Genomic DNA, 16469 nt, shown 5'->3' on the forward strand with positions numbered 1-16469 from the left:
CTCAGTCCTCGCCGAGGTAGGCCTTGCGGACGGACTCGTCGTGGAGGAGGTCCGCGCCGGTGCCCTTGAGCACGATGCGGCCGGTCTCCATGACGTAGCCCTGGTCGGACAGCGACAGCGCCGCCTGGGCGTTCTGCTCGACGAGCAGGATCGTGGTGCCCGACGCCTTGAGTTCGACGATGGTCGCCATGATCTTCTGCATCATCAGCGGGGACAGGCCCATCGAGGGCTCGTCCAGCATGAGCAGCTTGGGCCGGGACATCAGGGCGCGGCCCATGGCGAGCATCTGCTGCTCGCCGCCGGACAGCGTGCCGGCGGCCTGCTTGCGGCGCTCGCCGAGGATCGGGAAGAGCGTGTAGGCGCGCTCGACGTCCTCGGTGATGCCGGCGGTGTCCTTCCGGAGGAAGGCGCCGAGGAGGAGGTTCTCCTCGATGCTCATCCGCGGGAAGATGTGCCGGCCCTCGGGGGAGTGGGCGAGACCCAGCGACACGATCTTGTGGGCGGGCACGCTGGTGAGCGGTGCGCCGTCGAAGGTGATGGTGCCGCCGGTGGGCCGCAGCAGCCCGGAGAGGGTGCGCAGCGTCGTGGTCTTGCCGGCGCCGTTGGTGCCGATGAGGGTGGTGACCTCACCCTGTTCGACGGTGAAGCTGATGCCCTTGACGGCTTCGATCTTGCCGTAGGCGACGCGGAGGTCCTGGACCTCCAGAAGGGCTGTCACAGGTCTGCCTCCGTGCTTGCTGCCGTCTCGGTGGCGCCTTCGAGGGGCGCACCGAGGTAGGCGGTGATGACGCGCTCGTCGTTCTGGACGGTCTCCCGGTCGCCCTCGACGATCTTCTGGCCCTGGACGAGCACGGCGGTGCGGTCGCACAGGTTGAAGATGAACCGCATGTCGTGCTCGATGACGAGGACGGCGATGCCCTTGTCGCGGATCGCGAAGACGAGTTCCTCGGCGGCGCGGGTCTCCTGCGGGTTCATGCCGGCGGTGGGTTCGTCGAGCAGGAGCAGGCCGGGCTCGCTGGCCATGGCGCGGGCGATCTCCAGCTTGCGCTGCTCGCCGTAGGGGAGGTTGCGGGCGAGGTGCTCGGCCTTGCCGGCGAGGCCGGTGAACTCCAGGAGTTCCATGGCCTTCTCGCGGCTCTCGGCCTCGGCCCGCTTGTAGCCGGGGCCGCGGAGGATGGCGGAGAAGAGGCCTTCCTTGGTGCGGCTGTGGCGGCCGACGAGCACGTTCTCCAGGACGGTCATGTTGGCGAAGAGCCGGATGTTCTGGAAGGTGCGGGCGATGCCGGCGGTGGTGACGAGGTGGGGCTTGGGCGGGAGCACGGTGCCCTGGTAGCGGACGGTGCCCTCGGTGGGGACGTACAGGCCGGTGAGGCAGTTGAAGAAGGTGGTCTTGCCGGCGCCGTTGGGGCCGATCAGACCGACGATCTCGCCCTTGTTGACGGTGAGGTCGACGTTGTTGACGGCGGTGAGGCCGCCGAAGCGCATGACGACGCCGCTGGCTTCGAGGACGGGCACCGGTGCGGTGGCGGTGGCGGCGGGGGCGGTCTCGGTGGTCATCTGGGTGGTCACGCCCCTGCCTTGGTGAGGGTGTCGTCGACGGGCGACGCCTGGGCGGGGATCTCCGCCGCCTCGTGGAATTCGAGCTGCTGACGGCGGTTCGGGATGAGGCCCTCGGGGCGGACCCGCATGAGGATGATCAGCGCGATGCCGAAGGCGAGCAGCTGGTAGTCGGCGAGGAATTCCAGCTTCTTCGGGATGAGGAAGAGGAGGGTGGCGCCGACGAGGGGGCCGCTGATGGTGCCCATGCCGCCGAGGATGACCGCGGCGAGCAGGAACGCGGAGTTCGGCGGGAGCGCCTCGGCGAAGGTGTACTGGTCCGGGGTCACGGTGTAGCTGACGTGGGCCTGCACGGTGCCGGCGAGGCCGGCGAGGAAGGCGCCCAGGGCGAAGGCGACGAGCTTGACCCGGAAGCCGTTGATGCCCATGGCCTCGGCGGCGGTCTCGTCCTCGCGGATGGCGACCCAGGCGCGGCCGAGGCGGGAGTTGGAGACCCGGGCGAAGACCAGCACCACGACGGCGGTGACGGCGAGCATCAGCAGGTAGTAGTTGGAGAACCGGCCGAGTTCGACGCCGAGCACGGTGTGCTTCTGGCCGAGGTCGAAGCCGAAGATCTCCATGTCGGGGATCCGCGGGATGCCGTTGGAGCCGTTGGTGACGTCCGGTCCGGTGGTGCCGTTGAGGTTCAGCATGGTGATGCGGAAGATCTCGCCGAAGCCCAGGGTGACGATGGCGAGGTAGTCGCCGCGCAGCCGCAGGGTGGGGGCGCCGATCACGACACCGAAGATCATGGAGACGGCTGCGCCGATCAGCATGGCTGCCCACCAGGGGAGCTGCAGCTGGATGGGCGAGGCCGGGGAGCCGGAGAACAGGGCCGCGGTGTACGCGCCGACGCCGAGGAAGGCGACGTAGCCGAGGTCGAGCAGGCCCGCGAGGCCGACGACGATGTTCAGGCCGAGGGCGACGGTCGCGAAGATCAGGATGTTCGTCGCGACGGAGGTGTACTGGTCGCTGGTCTGGGTGAACGGGAAGCTCGCGGCGGCGGCGAACGCGGCGCCGGTGGTGACCGAGCGGTGCTTGACCGTCAGGGCGCGCAGGCGGGCGATCAGGCCGGCCTTCGTGAACGCGGCGATGAGGAAGCCGAGCAGGAACAGGTAGCCGGTGAACAGCTCACCGTACTCGGTGTCGATGCCGAAGGTGACGATGAACAGGCCGGCACCGAACGCGCCGATGACGAACAGCAGCTCGACCCAGGAGGGCAGCGTGCGGGTCGGCGGGAGCGGGCGCTCGACGGTGCCGAGGCGCAGCCAGCTGTTGGCCAGGTGGACGAGCTGGGTGAGGATCACACCGCCGGCGGCGATCAGCAGGCCGACGGCGAGCATCGCCATGACGTCGGCGACGGGGTGGGTCTCGGGGATGGCGTCGGCGCCGACGACGGCGAGCGGGCCGATCGCGAGCAGCGAGAACACCGGCAGCGGCAGGACCTTGACCGGCACCGTGGTGCGGCGGTCGAGCGGCAGGCCGAGGGCGCCGGTGAGGGCGATCAGCGAGAAGACGCCGGCGATCCAGCCGCCGGGCTCCAGGTTGGCGAGGCCGCCGAGGTCGACCGAGATGGAGATCAGGGTGTACCAGGTGGTGACGGCGGCGCCGGCGGCGGCGAACAGGACGGCGTTGTTGCTGCCGCGGGGGCCGATCCAGCGCAGGCCGGGGACGCCCTGGGTGGCGAGGAGCAGCAGCAGGGTGGCGACGCCCGCGGTGAGCGTGAACCACTGGAGGCCGCCGGGGTAGCCGGTGACGGTGAGGTCGCCGGGGAACTCGGAGGTCCAGGTCCAGGCGAGGAACGCGGAGGCGAGGGTGCCGGCGGCGCCGACGGCGGTGACGATGCGGGCGGATCCGGCGGGGAGCGGGACGACCGGGGTGGTTTCGGTGCTCATGGTGGTCACGCCCTGTCCGCGACGCGCTCGCCGAGCAGGCCCTGTGGCCTCACGAGCAGCACGAGAATGAGGAGTACGAAGGCCCAGACGTCCTTCCAGGCTCCGCCGCCGAAGAGGTGCATGCCGGGCAGGTGCTGGATGTAGCCGGTGGCGAGGCTCTCGGCGAGGCCGAGGACGAGGCCGCCGAGCATGGCGCCGTAGATGTTGCCGATGCCGCCGAGGACGGCTGCGGTGAACGCCTTGAGGCCGAGGAGGAAGCCCATGCGGAAGTCGACCTGGCCGGTGCGCAGGCCGTAGGCGACGGCGGCGACGGCGGCGAACGCGGCACCGATGGCGAAGGCCATGACGATGATGCGGTCGGTGTCGATGCCCATGAGCTTGGCCGTGTCGGGGTCCTGGCTGGTGGCCTGCATGGCGCGGCCGGAGCGGGTCTTGGTGACGAACCAGCCGAGGATCAGCATGCAGACGGGGGCGGCGATGATCAGGAAGACGTCGCTGCGCTGGATGGTGACCGAGGCGAGCTCGAAGGGGTCGCCGGGGATCTTCGGGAAGACCCGGGCCTTCTTGGCGTCCGGGTAGAACGCGAAGACGAGCTGCTGCAGGGCGAGCGAGAGGCCGATCGCGGTGATGAGCGGTGCCAGCCGGGGCGCGGTGCGCAGCGGCCGGTAGGCGAACCGCTCGGCGCCGACGGCGACGAGGGTGGAGACGAGGATGCCGGCCAGCAGCATCAACGGGATGGCGAGCCAGAGGGTGGTTCCGCCCGGGAGGGCGAGGAAGGCGGTGAGGGCTCCGAAGCCGCCGACCATGAAGATCTCGCCGTGGGCGAAGTTGATGAGTTGGACGATGCCGTAAACCATCGTGTAGCCGATCGCGACGAGCCCGTAGAGGGCTCCCAGGATCAGGCCGTTGGCCAACTGCTGCGGTAGCTCGTTCACCGCTCGGCCTCCGTGTGCGTGGTGCGCTGGTGGGGGGGATGTGGGTGCGCGGGGGCGCTCGTGGCGCCCCCGCGCGGTGTGGTGCGGGTGGTGCTGCGGTTCAGGTCAGCCGGCGAAGGTGCCGGACTTCTCCACGGCCCACTTGCCGTCCTTCACCGAGTAGACGGTGAGCTGCTTGTTGGTGGTGTCACCGAACTCGTCGAAGGAGACCTTGCCGGTGACGCCCTCGAAGGAGGCCGACTGGACGGCGGCGACGACCTTGGCGCGGGCGTCGTCGGGCAGCTTGCCGCCGTTGGCGCCGGCGACGGCCTTGACGGCCTGGATGATGGCCCAGGCGCTGTCGTAGGAGTAGCCGCCGTAGGTCTCGTAGGCGTCCTTATAGGCGGCGGCCTTGTAGTCCGCGATGAACTTCGCGGCGGAGGGCAGCTGCTCGACGGGGAGGCCGACGGCGGTGGCGAGGTCGCCCTGGCCCTTGGGGTTGAGCTTGATGAAGTCGCCGCTCTGGATGCCGTCGCCGCCCATGAGGGGGATGTTGACGCCGGCGTCCTTGAGCTGCAGGGAGAGCGGGCCGGCGGCCGGGTACTCGCCGCCGTAGTAGACCGCCTCGGCGCCGGAGGACTTGACCTTGGTGACGATGGCGTTGAAGTCGCGGTCGTCGGGGTTGACGTGCTCCTCGCCGACGATGGTGCCGCCGAGCTTGGTGAACTCGCCCTTGAAGGTGGAGGCGAGGCCCGCGCCGTAGGTCTTCTGGTCGTCGATCAGGAAGACCTTCTTCTTCTTGGCGTCGTTCACCAGGTACTGCGCGGCGAACGGGCCCTGCACGGCGTCCGTGGTGGCGGTGCGGAAGTAGGACTTGAACGGGCGGGCCTTGGGGCCGGTGGCCCACTTCTCGCCCTGGGAGAGCGCGACGCCGGTGTTGGCGGGGGAGATCTGCACGAGGCTGGCGTCGTTGAAGATCTGCTGCATCGACTGGGCGACGGAGGAGTTCAGCGGGCCGACGACACCGATGACCTTCTTGTCGGCGACGAGCTGGGTCGCGTTCTGCTGGCCGGGGGCCGGCTTGGCCGTGTCGTCGAGCGCCTTGATCTCGAACTTGATGCCGGGCACCTCGTTGGTCTCGTTGGCCTTCTTGACAGCCAGGTCGACCGAGTTCTTGATGCCGATGCCGAGGGCGGAGAGGTCACCGGTGAGCGGCGCGTCCACGCCGATGGTCACGGTGGTGCCGCCCGCGTCGCCGCTGGTGCCGGACTTCTCACCGCGCGAGCCGCAGGCGGTGACGGTGAGCGCTCCGACGACGGCGATGCTCACGACAAGCATGGAACGGTTACGCACGAAGTTCCCCTTCTGGATCAGGTAGGCAGGGACGCCGGAGTGGCGGGTGCCGGGTCGCGCGCTGGGGCCTGGCCCGATCGGATGGCGCGGTGACTGGCCGTGACTCTAGAACGGCTTCGGCGCCTCGGGCAGCCCTCCGGACATGCTGTGATTCTCTTGTTATGAGGACCCTTCGGAAGAATCTCGGATATTGGTCATAAGCGCCCGATTCTGCGCGGGATGATAAGAGCTGTCTCGTCCCTCGATACGCCTGAGGGCCGCAAAGGGCCTGCTACCGGCAGTGTTCGACTATCGGACGCGAGTGTCCGAGCTCTTCTCTGCGGACACCCGTGTCCGGTCAGCGGAAATCGGGCATGCCGAATGCAGCCGCTCGGACAGGTCGAGCGGATACCGGCCCCCCAGGATCTGACTCACGGTCTGCATTGCGCGCGTGTTACGCAGCGTTACATCCAGGAAAGGCATGCCCGCGTCCGGCGGGGCCGAGGAGCAGTCCGTGACGCGGTAGTCGACGGTCAGCAGCACCGCCTGACCCGGCGTCACCGGCACCGGGCCGCCACCACGCAGGGAGACGGACAAACCGGGATAGCCCTGGCGGACCGCCACCACCTCGTACGGGGAGTCCGCCGCCGCCCACAGCCGCAGGGCGAAGGTGCCGGGCGACCCCGGGGCGGCCGGGGCGGGCCCGGCGTAGCGCAGGTGCGAGACCAAGGCGGGCACGGGCGGGCGCGGCGGGTCGGGCGGGGGCGCGGGCCCGTGCTCCCCGCGGGGGGCCAGCAGTGCGGCGAGCGCCGCGGCGAGCCCGGCGAGCAGCAGGACCTGACGCCGCGGCAGGAGTCCGCGCGGGCGCGGCGGGTCGGGCGGCGGCGCCTCGGTGCCCCCGGCCGCCTCGACCGGGCCGATCCCCCCGTGGCCGCCGGGCCGTGCGTCGCCGTGCCCCGTGCCGGACATGCTGCCGCCCCTCGTCTGGGCACCATCTGCCCGGGGCCGGGCGTGGCCAAACAGCCCGGATCGAACGCCCGGCCGGGCCGACGGCCGGGCCGACGCGCGGGGCCTGCGGGGACGAGGGGGCGGGCGGGGCGGGCGGTGCGCCCCGGAGCCGTGCCTACAGGTCGCGCAGCATGCAGGTCAGACGGCAGCTGGTGATCCGGCGGCCGGTGTCGTCGGTCACGGCGATCTCGTACGTCGCCGCGGTGCGGCCCTTGAAGACGGCCGTCGCCACGCCGGTCACCAGGCCGGAGGTGGCGGAGCGGTGGTGCGTGGCGTTCAGGTCGACCCCGACCGCGTACCGGCCGGGCCCGGCGTGCAGCATCGCGCCGATCGAGCCGAGCGTCTCGGCGAGCGCCGCCGAGGCGCCGCCGTGCAGCAGGCCGTACGGCTGCTGGTTGCCCTCGACCGGCATGGTGCCGACCACGCGGTCCGGGGAGGCCTCGGTGATGTGGATGCCGAGCTTCTCGCCGAGGTGCCCGCCGGAGAACGTCTCCGGGCTCACCCCGAGCTTGGCGAAGTGGTCGAGGACGTCCTGGGGCACGTTGAGTACGGGGGCCGCGTCGGTCATGGTGCTCCTGCCGGTGAGGGGTCACGTCGCCGTGTCCCCGTGATCGTACGGCGGGCCGCCCGCCGGCCGCCGGTGGCCTCGGCGCCGTTGCGAGGGATGTCGGCGACCGGCCCTAGGATCGGGGCGTGGCAGAGGAACCGGCAGGAACGGACGTTGACGTGGCTACGCAGGGTGCTGCACAGGAAACGGCGGGTGGCGGCCCGCGCCGCCTGATGCTGCTCGACGGGCATTCGATGGCCTACCGGGCCTTCTACGCGCTGCCGGTGGAGAACTTCAACACCACCACCGGGCAGCCGACCAACGCCGTGTACGGCTTCGCGTCGATGCTCGCCAACACCGTCCGTGACGAGCGGCCGACCCACCTCGCGGTGGCGTTCGACCTGTCCCGGCAGACGTTCCGCTCCGTGGAGTTCCCCGACTACAAGGCGAACCGCGCCAAGACGCCGGACGAGTTCCGCGCCCAGATCGGCCTGATCGGCGAGCTCCTCGACGCCATGCACATCCCGCGGATCACCGCGGAGGGCTTCGAGGCCGACGACGTCATCGCCACCCTCGCCACCGCCGCCGCGGCGGAGGGCTTCGAGGTGCAGATCGTCACCGGCGACCGGGACTCCCTCCAGCTCGTGAGCGAGCAGGTCACCGTCCTCTACCCGACCAAGGGCGTCTCCGAGCTCACCCGCTACACCCCGGAGAAGGTCGCCGAGAAGTACGGCGTCACCCCGCGCCAGTACCCCGACCTCGCGGCGCTGCGCGGCGACCCGTCCGACAACCTGCCCGGCATCCCCGGCGTCGGCGAGAAGACCGCCGCGAAGTGGGTCAACCAGTTCGGCTCGTTCGACGAAATCGTCGCCCGCGCCGACGAGGTCAAGGGCAAGATCGGCGACAAGCTCCGCGAGCACCTCGACTCCGTCAAGCGCAACCGCGTGCTCACCGAGCTCGTGCGCGACGTCGAACTCCCGCTCGGCGTCGCCGACCTGGCCCGCGCGCCGTTCGACCGGCCGGCCGTCGGGGAGATCCTCGAAGCGCTGGAGTTCCGCAACCCCAACTTCCGCGAGCGCGTCCACGGCATGGACCCGGCCGGCGCCGCCGAGGCCGAGGCGCCGCAGACCGAGGCCGGCCCCGAGGTCGACGGCGACGTCCTCACCGAGCCCGGCGCCCTCACCGCCTGGCTCGCCGAGCACGCCACCGGCCGGACGGCCCTCGCCACCGTCCACACGTGGGCGCTGGGCACCGGCGGCGTCCAGGAGGTCGCCCTCGCCGCCGGCGAGGCCGCCGCCTGGTTCGACCCGGCCGCGCTCGACCAGGCCGACGACCAGGCGTTCTCCGCCTGGCTCGCCGACCCGGACCGCCCCAAGGCGCTGCACATCGCCAAGCACGTCATGCGGGCCTTCGCCGAGCAGGGCTGGACGATCCGCGGCGTCACCGCCGACACCGCCCTCGCCGCGTACCTGGAGAAGCCCGGCCGCCGCACCTTCACCCTCGACGTCCTCGCCGAGGAGTACCTCGCCCGCTCGCTGGAGCCCGCCGCCGCGGCCGAGACCGGCCAGCTCTCCTTCGACGCCCCCGAGGAGGACACCACCGCCGCGGCCCGCGCCCTCATGGTGCAGGCCCGCGCCGTGCTCGACCTCGCCGAGCTGTTCGACACCCGCCTCACGGAGGTCGGCGCCGACGGACTGTTCCACGACATGGAGCTGCCCATCGCCGAGCTCCTCGCCCGCATGGAGCGGTACGGCATCGCCGCCGACCGCGACTGGCTCACCGGCCTGGAGTCGCAGTTCGCCGCCGAGATCCAGCGCTGCGTCGAGGAGGCCCACGCCGCCGCCGGCCGCCCCTTCAACCTCGGCTCGCCCAAGCAGCTCCAGGCGATCCTCTTCGGCGAGCTCGCGCTGCCCAAGACCAAGAAGATCAAGACCGGCTGGACCACCGACGCCGACGCCCTCACCTGGCTCGCCGCGCAGACCACCAACGAACTGCCGGTCATCCTGCTGCGCCACCGCGACCAGGCGAAGCTGCGCACCACGGTCGAGGGCCTCCTCAAGACCGTCTCCGACCAGGGGCGCATCCACACCACCTTCAACCAGATGGTCGCCGCGACCGGCCGGCTCTCCTCGCAGGACCCGAACCTGCAGAACATCCCCGTCCGCACCGAGGAGGGGCGCGCCATCCGCCGCGCCTTCGTCGTCGGCACGGGCTACGAGACGCTGCTCACCGCCGACTACTCGCAGATCGAGCTGCGCATCATGGCGCACCTCTCCGAGGACGCCGCGCTCGTCGAGGCGTTCGCCTCCGGCGAGGACCTCCACACCACCGTCGCCTCGCAGGTCTTCGAGGTGGCGCGGGACGCCGTCGACGCCGAGATGCGCCGCAAGATCAAGGCGATGTCCTACGGCCTCGCGTACGGGCTCTCCGCCTACGGCCTGTCGCAGCAGCTCAACATCCGGCCCGCCGAGGCGCAGGGCCTGATGGACACGTACTTCGAGCGGTTCGGCGGGGTCCGCGACTACCTGCAGAACGTCGTCGAGGAGGCCCGCGCGGTCGGCTACACCGAGACCCTGCTCGGCCGCCGCCGCTACCTGCCGGACCTCACCAGCGACAACCGGCAGCGCCGCGAGATGGCTGAGCGGATGGCGCTCAACGCGCCGATCCAGGGGTCGGCCGCGGACATCGTCAAGATCGCCATGCTGCACGTGGACCGCGCGCTCACCGAGGCCGGGCTGGGCACGCGCATGCTGCTGCAGGTGCACGACGAGATCGTGCTGGAGGTCGCCCCCGGCGAGCGCGAGCAGGTCGAGGCGCTGGTGCGCGCGCAGATGGCCGGCGCCTACCCGCTGCGGGCCCCGCTGGACGTCTCCGTGGGCGTCGGCGCGAACTGGGAGGCCGCCGCGCACTGACCCGGCCCGGTACACCCGGCCCGGTACACCCGGCCCGGCGCACCCGGCCCGGCGCGGCGGGCCCACCCCTCCGGGGGCGGGCCCGCCGCGCCGTTCCACCGGGTGCCCCGAAGTCCTGCAAGGCTTTGCAGCAAGTTACCGAAAATCTTTTCGATTTCTCTTGACCCGGCCGGTCGCGGGACGGGAGGGTCGACCTGCGGGCGTGCGCGCCGCCCTGCGGCCACCCACCCACCGCCCCGAAAGGCCCTCCGCATGCCCGGACACGCCCCGCCCGTCGCCGACGAGCGCGACGCCCTCCTCGCCTACCTCGCCCAGCAGCGCCAGAGCCTGCGGGTCACCGCGCACGGCCTGACCGAGGAGCAGGCCCGGTCGGCGCCCTCCGCCAGCGAGCTCAGCATCGCCGGCCTGATCAAGCACGCCGCCCGCTGCGAGCGCGGCTGGACGGACCTCGTGCTGCAGCGCACCCGCGGCCCCGAGCGGGCGGCCGACGAGGACGACGCCTCCGACTTCGTCCTCACCGCCGGCGAGACGCTCGCCGGGGTGCTGGAGGACTACGCGCAGGCCGCCGCCGAGACCGACGCGGTCGTGCACGGCATCGCCGACCTCGGGCAGCCGGTGCCGGTGCCGAAGGGCCTTCCGTGGTTCCCCGCCGACGTCGAGGCGTGGTCGGTGCGCTGGGTGCTGCTGCACCTCATCGAGGAGACCGCCCGGCACGGCGGCCACGCCGACATCATCCGCGAGACCCTCGACGGCGCCACGCTCTACCCGCTCATGGCCGCCGCCGAGCAGTGGCCCGACCCGTGGTTCAGCCCGTGGGAGCCGCCGCAGGCCGGCCGGCCCCGGCCGGCGCGCGTCAGCGCCGCGGATTGACCCGCCGGGTCGGCTCGGCCGCGGCCGGGTCCTCCGGCCAGGGGTGCCGCGGGTAGCGGCCGCGCAGCTCGGCCCGGACGGCCCGGTAGCCCTCGCGCCAGAACGACGCGAGGTCGCCGGTCACGGCGGCCGGACGCCCGGCGGGGGAGAGCAGGTGCACGGTGAGCGGCACCCGCCCGCCGGCCAGCGCCGGGGCGGCCTGCCAGCCGAACAGCTCCTGGAGCTTCACGGCGAGCACCGGCCGGTCGGCCGTGTAGTCCACCCGCACCGCGGAGCCGCTCGGCACGGTGATCCGCTCGGGGGCCAGCTCGTCGAGCCGGCCCGCCTCGCCGCCCGCCCAGGGCAGCAGCCGCCGGAGGGCCGCGGCCGTGTCGATCCGGGCGAGGTCGGCACGGCGCCGGGCGCGGGAGAGCTCGGGCTCCAGCCACTGCCCGGCGCGGGCGAGCAGGGCGTCGTCGTCGACCGCGGGCCAGGGCTCGCCGAGCGCTTGGTGCAGGAAGGCCAGACGGGCGCGCAGGCCCGTCGCGGCGGCCGGCCAGGTCAGCAGCGTGCCGACGCCCTCACGGGCCAGGCCGTCCACGAGGGCGGCCCGCACGAGCACGGGGTCGGGTGCGCCGAGGGCGGATTCGGCGAGTTCGACGGCGCCCAGCCGGGCGACCCGGCGGGCCGTCAGCTCGCCCCTCCGGGACGACCAGTGCACCTCCTCGTGCTCGGTGAGCAGGGCTTCGCCGGCCTGCCGGGCGGTGGCCTCGTCGAGGGCGACGGCGCGCTGCACCCGGGCGGACGGCGAGCCCGCCGGGCGGTCCGCGACCGCCACCGCCAGCCAGGCGGAGCCGGCGAGGTGCGAGCCGGGGCCGAGCTCGGCGGCCGTCCCGGAGGCCATCAGGTAGCCGCGGTCGGCACCGCGGCTGCGGGCGATGCGCTCGGGGTGGGCGAGGGCGACGACCAGGCCGGCCGCGCCGGCGTCGCCGGGCCCGATGCCGTCCGTGCCGTCGCGGCGCAGCCGCCGCACCTCCTCGCGCCAGCGGCGCGCGTACGGGTCGTCCCCGGCGCGGACGGCCCGCCAGACGGCGAGCAGGTCGTCGCCGAGGGCCCGCGGCGGCTCCTCGGAGAGCAGCGCGACGAGCTCGGCGGCGCGGCGCGCGCCGACCAGGCCGGTGCCGTCGAGCAGGGCGCGGGCGAGGCGCGGGTGCAGCCCGGTGCGGGCGATGCGGTGGCCGCGTTCGGTGGCCCGGCCGTCCGTGCCGACGGCGCCGAGCGCCTGCAGCACCGTGCGGGCGGCGGCCATCGCGCCGGCCGGCGGCCGGTCGGGCAGGGCCAGGGCGGTGGCGTCCGGGTCGCCCCAGCAGGAGGCCTGCAGCGCGAACGAGGTGAGGTCGGCCAGCGCGATCTCCGGCGTGGGGAACGGCTGCGCACGGGCGTCCTCGACCTCGGCCCAGCACCGGTAGACCGTGCCGGGGGCCTCGCGTCCGGCGCGCCCGGCGCGCTGCCGGGCGGCGGCCAGCGAGGCGCGGACGGTGACCAGGCCGGCGAGGCCGCGGGCGTGGTCGGTGCGCGGCTCGCGGGCGAGCCCGGAGTCGACGACCGACCGGACGCCGGGCACCGTCAGCGCGGACTCCGCGACCGAGGTCGCCAGGATGACCCGCCGCCGGCCCCCCGCGGCCAGCGCGGCGTCCTGGACGGCCTGCGGGGCCTGCCCGTGCAGCTGCAGCACCTCGGCGTCCACGTGCAGCCGCCCGGCGACCCGGGCGATCTCGCCGACGCCCGGCAGGAAGCACAGCACGTCGCCGTCGCGCTCGGCCAGGGCCCGCCGGACGGTCGCCGCGACGTGCTCCAGCAGCGCCGGGTCGGTGCGGGTGCCGTGGGCGGGCCGGACGGCGCGCGGCGGCGGCGCCCACACCACCTCGACCGGGTGCGCGAGGCCGTGCGCCTCGACGACGGGTGCGCCGCCGAGCAGCGCGGCCCACGCCGCGGTGTCGGAGGTCGCCGAGGCGCAGACGAGCTGCAGCTCGGGCCGGAGCGCGGCGCGGACGTCCAGCAGGAAGGCGAGGGCGGTGTCGGCGTCGAGGTGGCGTTCGTGGCACTCGTCGAGGATCACGGCGTCGACGCCCGGCAGCTCGGCGTCGCGCTGGAGGCGCTGCAGGAGCACACCGGTGGTGACGACCTCGACGACGGTGCGCGGCCCGGTGCGGCGCTCGCCGCGCACGGTGAGGCCGACCTCCTCGCCGACCGCGGAGCCCAGCAGCCAGGCCATCCGGCGGGCCGCCGCGCGGACCGCGAGCCGCCGCGGCTCCGCGACCAGGACGCGCCGGGCGGGCCCGGGCAGCCCGTCGACCAGCCCGGCGAGGGCGAGCGGCACCAGGGTGGTCTTGCCGGAGCCGGGCGGGGCGGTGAGGACGGCGGCGCCGTGGCCGGCCAGCGCCTGCTGCAGGGGCGCCACGGCGGTGCGGACGGGCAGGTCGAGTCCGGCTGCGCGCACCGCTCAGCCCCGCTGCGCGACGAAGACCGCGGTGCCGGGGAGGAGCCGGCCGCGCAGCGGTGACCAGCCGCCCCACTCCTGCTCGTGGCCCTCGGGCCACTCGGGCTCGACGAGGTCGAGCAGCCGGAAGCCGGCGCCGGTGAGCTCCCGCACCCGGTCGCCGAGCGTGCGGTGGTGCTCGACGTAGGTGGCGCGCCCTTGGTCGTCCTGCTCGACGTACGGGGTGCGGTCGAAGTAGGAGGCGGTGGCGGTGAGGCCCTCGACGCCGGGCTCGTCGGGGAAGGCCCAGCGGATCGGGTGGGTCACCGAGAACACCCAGCGGGCGCCCGGCCGCAGCACCCGGTGCACCTCGCGCATGAGGGCCGCGGTGTCGGCGGAGAACGGCACGGCGCCGTACGCGGAGCAGGCGAGGTCGAAGGCGCCGTCGGCGAAGGGCAGCACGGCGGCGTCGGCCTGGACGACGGGGACGGGCTCGCCGCCGCGCCCGAGGTCGATCCGCCGGGAGTGCTGGAGCTGGCGGAAGGAGATGTCGAGGGCGACCGGGCGGGCGCCGCGGGCGGCGAGCCACCGCGAGCACTGGGCGGCGCCGGAGCCGATCTCCAGCACGTCGAGGCCCTTGAGGGTGCCGGGCTCGCCGAGCAGCCGGGCGTCGGCCTCGTCGAGGCCCTCGGGGCACCAGGTGAAGCGGTCGTCGCCGAGGAAGGCGCCGTGCTCGTCCTGGTACTCGTCGGCGTTGCGGTCCCACCAGTGCCGGCTGGCGCGGCTGGACTCGCCGGTGCCGGCGGCCCGCCGCAGCGCGTCGTCCTCGTCGCCGCCGGCCTGCGGCCCGTGGTCGTCGCCGGCGGGGATCTCGGGGGTGGTGGTCACGATGCTCAGGCCTGTCGCGTAGGGTGTGGGGTGCGGAAGCGCCGCTGCCGTGAACCGGCTCCGACCAGGGTCGGCTCGGGGCGGTGGCATCCGGGGAGGGCCTCCTGCGAAAGCCGCCCGTTGCGGTGCGCCATCGGAGGATATGGCCTGATTGATCCCGGCCTCTACCGGTCTCGATGCTCTTCGCGTTGACCGTGCCCGGCTGTCCCCGTATGCTACAAGTTGCGCTGCGGGCCTGCGCGCCTCGGACGGAGCAGGTCGCGCTCGCATCTGTCGAAGACCCCACGGTCTGCAAGACGGACACCACCTTCGGATTTTTCGGGTCGGTGCGCCGTGTTCTTGGCTGTCCGGCTTCGGCGGAAGCGACACGGGCCCTCCGCGTGGCATTACCTACGACTTCATGTCCGTACCGGAGCCCTTTTCCTAATGACGAGCCCCACCGACACCTCTGTCAGCACCATCCCGCAGGTTGCGGTCAACGACATCGGCGACGCGGAAGCGTTCCTCGCGGCGATCGACGAGACCATCAAGTACTTCAACGACGGCGACATCGTTGAGGGCGTCATCGTGAAGGTCGACCGTGACGAGGTGCTCCTCGACATCGGTTACAAGACCGAGGGTGTCATCCCGTCCCGCGAGCTCTCGATCAAGCACGACGTCGACCCCCACGAGGTTGTCAAGGTTGGTGACAACATCGAGGCCCTGGTTCTCCAGAAGGAGGACAAGGAGGGTCGCCTGATCCTGTCCAAGAAGCGTGCGCAGTACGAGCGCGCCTGGGGCACGATCGAGAAGATCAAGGAAGAGGACGGCATCGTCACCGGTACCGTCATCGAGGTCGTCAAGGGTGGTCTCATCCTCGACATCGGCCTCCGCGGCTTCCTCCCGGCCTCGCTGGTCGAGATGCGCCGCGTCCGCGACCTCCAGCCGTACGTCGGCAAGGAGCTCGAGGCCAAGATCATTGAGCTGGACAAGAACCGCAACAACGTGGTCCTGTCCCGCCGTGCCTGGCTGGAGCAGACCCAGAGCGAGGTCCGCCAGACCTTCCTCACCACCCTCCAGAAGGGCCAGGTGCGCTCCGGCGTCGTCTCCTCGATCGTCAACTTCGGTGCCTTCGTGGACCTGGGCGGCGTCGACGGCCTGGTGCACGTCTCCGAGCTGTCCTGGAAGCACATCGACCACCCGTCCGAGGTCGTCGAGGTCGGCCAGGAGGTCACCGTCGAGGTTCTCGACGTGGACATGGACCGCGAGCGCGTCTCCCTGTCGCTGAAGGCGACCCAGGAGGACCCGTGGCAGCAGTTCGCCCGGACGCACCAGATCGGTCAGGTCGTCCCCGGCAAGGTCACCAAGCTCGTTCCGTTCGGTGCGTTCGTGCGCGTCGACGAGGGCATCGAGGGTCTGGTCCACATCTCCGAGCTGGCCGAGCGCCACGTGGAGATCCCGGAGCAGGTCGTCCAGGTCGGCGACGAGATCTTCGTCAAGGTCATCGACATCGACCTCGAGCGTCGCCGCATCAGCCTCTCGCTGAAGCAGGCCAACGAGTCGCTCGGTGCCGACCCGGCCTCGGTCGAGTTCGACCCGACCCTGTACGGCATGGCTGCCTCGTACGACGACGCGGGCAACTACATCTACCCCGAGGGCTTCGACCCCGAGGCCAACGACTGGCTCGAGGGCTTCGAGAAGCAGCGCGAGGCGTGGGAGGCCCAGTACGCCGAGGCGCAGTCCCGCTTCGAGCAGCACCAGGCCCAGGTCATCAAGAGCCGCGAGGCCGACGCCGTCGCTGCCGCCGAGGCCGGCGAAGAGGCCCCGGTCTCCGGTGGTGGCGGTTCGTCCTACTCCTCCAGCAGCGACGAGGGCTCCGGCGCTCTCGCTTCGGACGAGGCGCTCGCCGCGCTCCGCGAGAAGCTGGCCGGCGGCCAGAGCTGATCGCAGCCTGAGGGCTCAGCAGTAGAAGCGGAAACCCCCGCCCGGTTCGTCCGGGCGGGGGTTCCGCTTTTGTCGTGTCCGATATTCCTTATCTGGGGTTTAGGTCGCGAATGATGTGACATGAGG

General features: G+C 72.5%; 12 protein-coding genes. 3 read left to right on the forward strand and 9 right to left on the reverse strand.

Annotation, left to right across the window (positions count from 1 at the left end):
- Position 1: 1 nt before the first annotated feature.
- The 7 genes from SNE206_RS07435 to SNE206_RS07465 form a co-directional block, all read right to left on the reverse strand.
- On the reverse strand, positions 2–718 hold the full coding sequence (locus tag SNE206_RS07435; RefSeq protein ID WP_407912565.1) for an ABC transporter ATP-binding protein: 717 nt from the start codon (positions 716–718) through the stop codon (positions 2–4).
- Positions 715–1557, reverse strand: a complete 843-nt coding sequence (locus SNE206_RS07440) for an ABC transporter ATP-binding protein (protein WP_407912721.1) — start codon at positions 1555–1557, stop codon at positions 715–717. Before SNE206_RS07440 ends, SNE206_RS07435 begins: the two co-directional genes overlap by 4 nt.
- A gap of 8 nt (positions 1558–1565) precedes the next feature.
- Entirely contained in the window at positions 1566–3491 is a 1926-nt protein-coding gene (locus SNE206_RS07445; protein ID WP_407912566.1) for a branched-chain amino acid ABC transporter permease, read from the reverse strand.
- A gap of 5 nt (positions 3492–3496) precedes the next feature.
- Entirely contained in the window at positions 3497–4426 is a 930-nt protein-coding gene (locus tag SNE206_RS07450; RefSeq protein ID WP_405013845.1) for a branched-chain amino acid ABC transporter permease, read from the reverse strand.
- 105 nt (positions 4427–4531) lie between these two features.
- On the reverse strand, positions 4532–5758 hold the full coding sequence (locus tag SNE206_RS07455) for an ABC transporter substrate-binding protein (RefSeq protein ID WP_407912567.1): 1227 nt from the start codon (positions 5756–5758) through the stop codon (positions 4532–4534).
- Positions 5759–6046: 288 nt separating this feature from the next.
- Entirely contained in the window at positions 6047–6466 is a 420-nt protein-coding gene (locus SNE206_RS07460; RefSeq protein WP_407912568.1) for a hypothetical protein, read from the reverse strand.
- Between the two features lie 394 nt (positions 6467–6860).
- Complete coding sequence (locus tag SNE206_RS07465) at positions 6861–7313, reverse strand: PaaI family thioesterase (protein WP_407912569.1); 453 nt, start codon at positions 7311–7313, stop codon at positions 6861–6863.
- A gap of 212 nt (positions 7314–7525) precedes the next feature.
- Here SNE206_RS07465 and polA point away from each other — a divergent pair, with 212 nt between their 5' ends.
- Both polA and SNE206_RS07475 read left to right on the forward strand, forming a co-directional pair.
- The gene (gene polA, locus SNE206_RS07470) at positions 7526–10204 is read left to right on the forward strand and encodes a DNA polymerase I (protein WP_407912722.1); all 2679 of its coding nucleotides are present in this window, start codon (positions 7526–7528) and stop codon (positions 10202–10204) included.
- 252 nt (positions 10205–10456) lie between these two features.
- On the forward strand, positions 10457–11074 hold the full coding sequence (locus tag SNE206_RS07475; protein ID WP_407912570.1) for a DinB family protein: 618 nt from the start codon (positions 10457–10459) through the stop codon (positions 11072–11074).
- Here the strand turns inward: SNE206_RS07475 and hrpB are convergent.
- Positions 11058–13553 (reverse strand): ATP-dependent helicase HrpB, encoded by a 2496-nt coding sequence (hrpB, locus tag SNE206_RS07480; protein ID WP_407912571.1) that lies wholly within the window; start codon positions 13551–13553, stop codon positions 11058–11060. The two genes, SNE206_RS07475 and hrpB, sit on opposite strands and share 17 nt — an antisense overlap.
- Before the next feature lie 3 nt (positions 13554–13556).
- The gene (locus tag SNE206_RS07485; protein ID WP_407912723.1) at positions 13557–14429 is read right to left on the reverse strand and encodes a class I SAM-dependent methyltransferase; all 873 of its coding nucleotides are present in this window, start codon (positions 14427–14429) and stop codon (positions 13557–13559) included.
- A 417-nt stretch (positions 14430–14846) separates the two neighbouring features.
- Here SNE206_RS07485 and rpsA point away from each other — a divergent pair, with 417 nt between their 5' ends.
- Positions 14847–16343: a 30S ribosomal protein S1 gene (gene rpsA, locus SNE206_RS07490; protein WP_407912572.1), complete on the forward strand. Its 1497-nt coding sequence runs from the start codon at positions 14847–14849 to the stop codon at positions 16341–16343.
- Positions 16344–16469 lie beyond the last annotated feature (126 nt).

Source organism: Kitasatospora sp. NE20-6 (genome assembly GCF_045862635.1).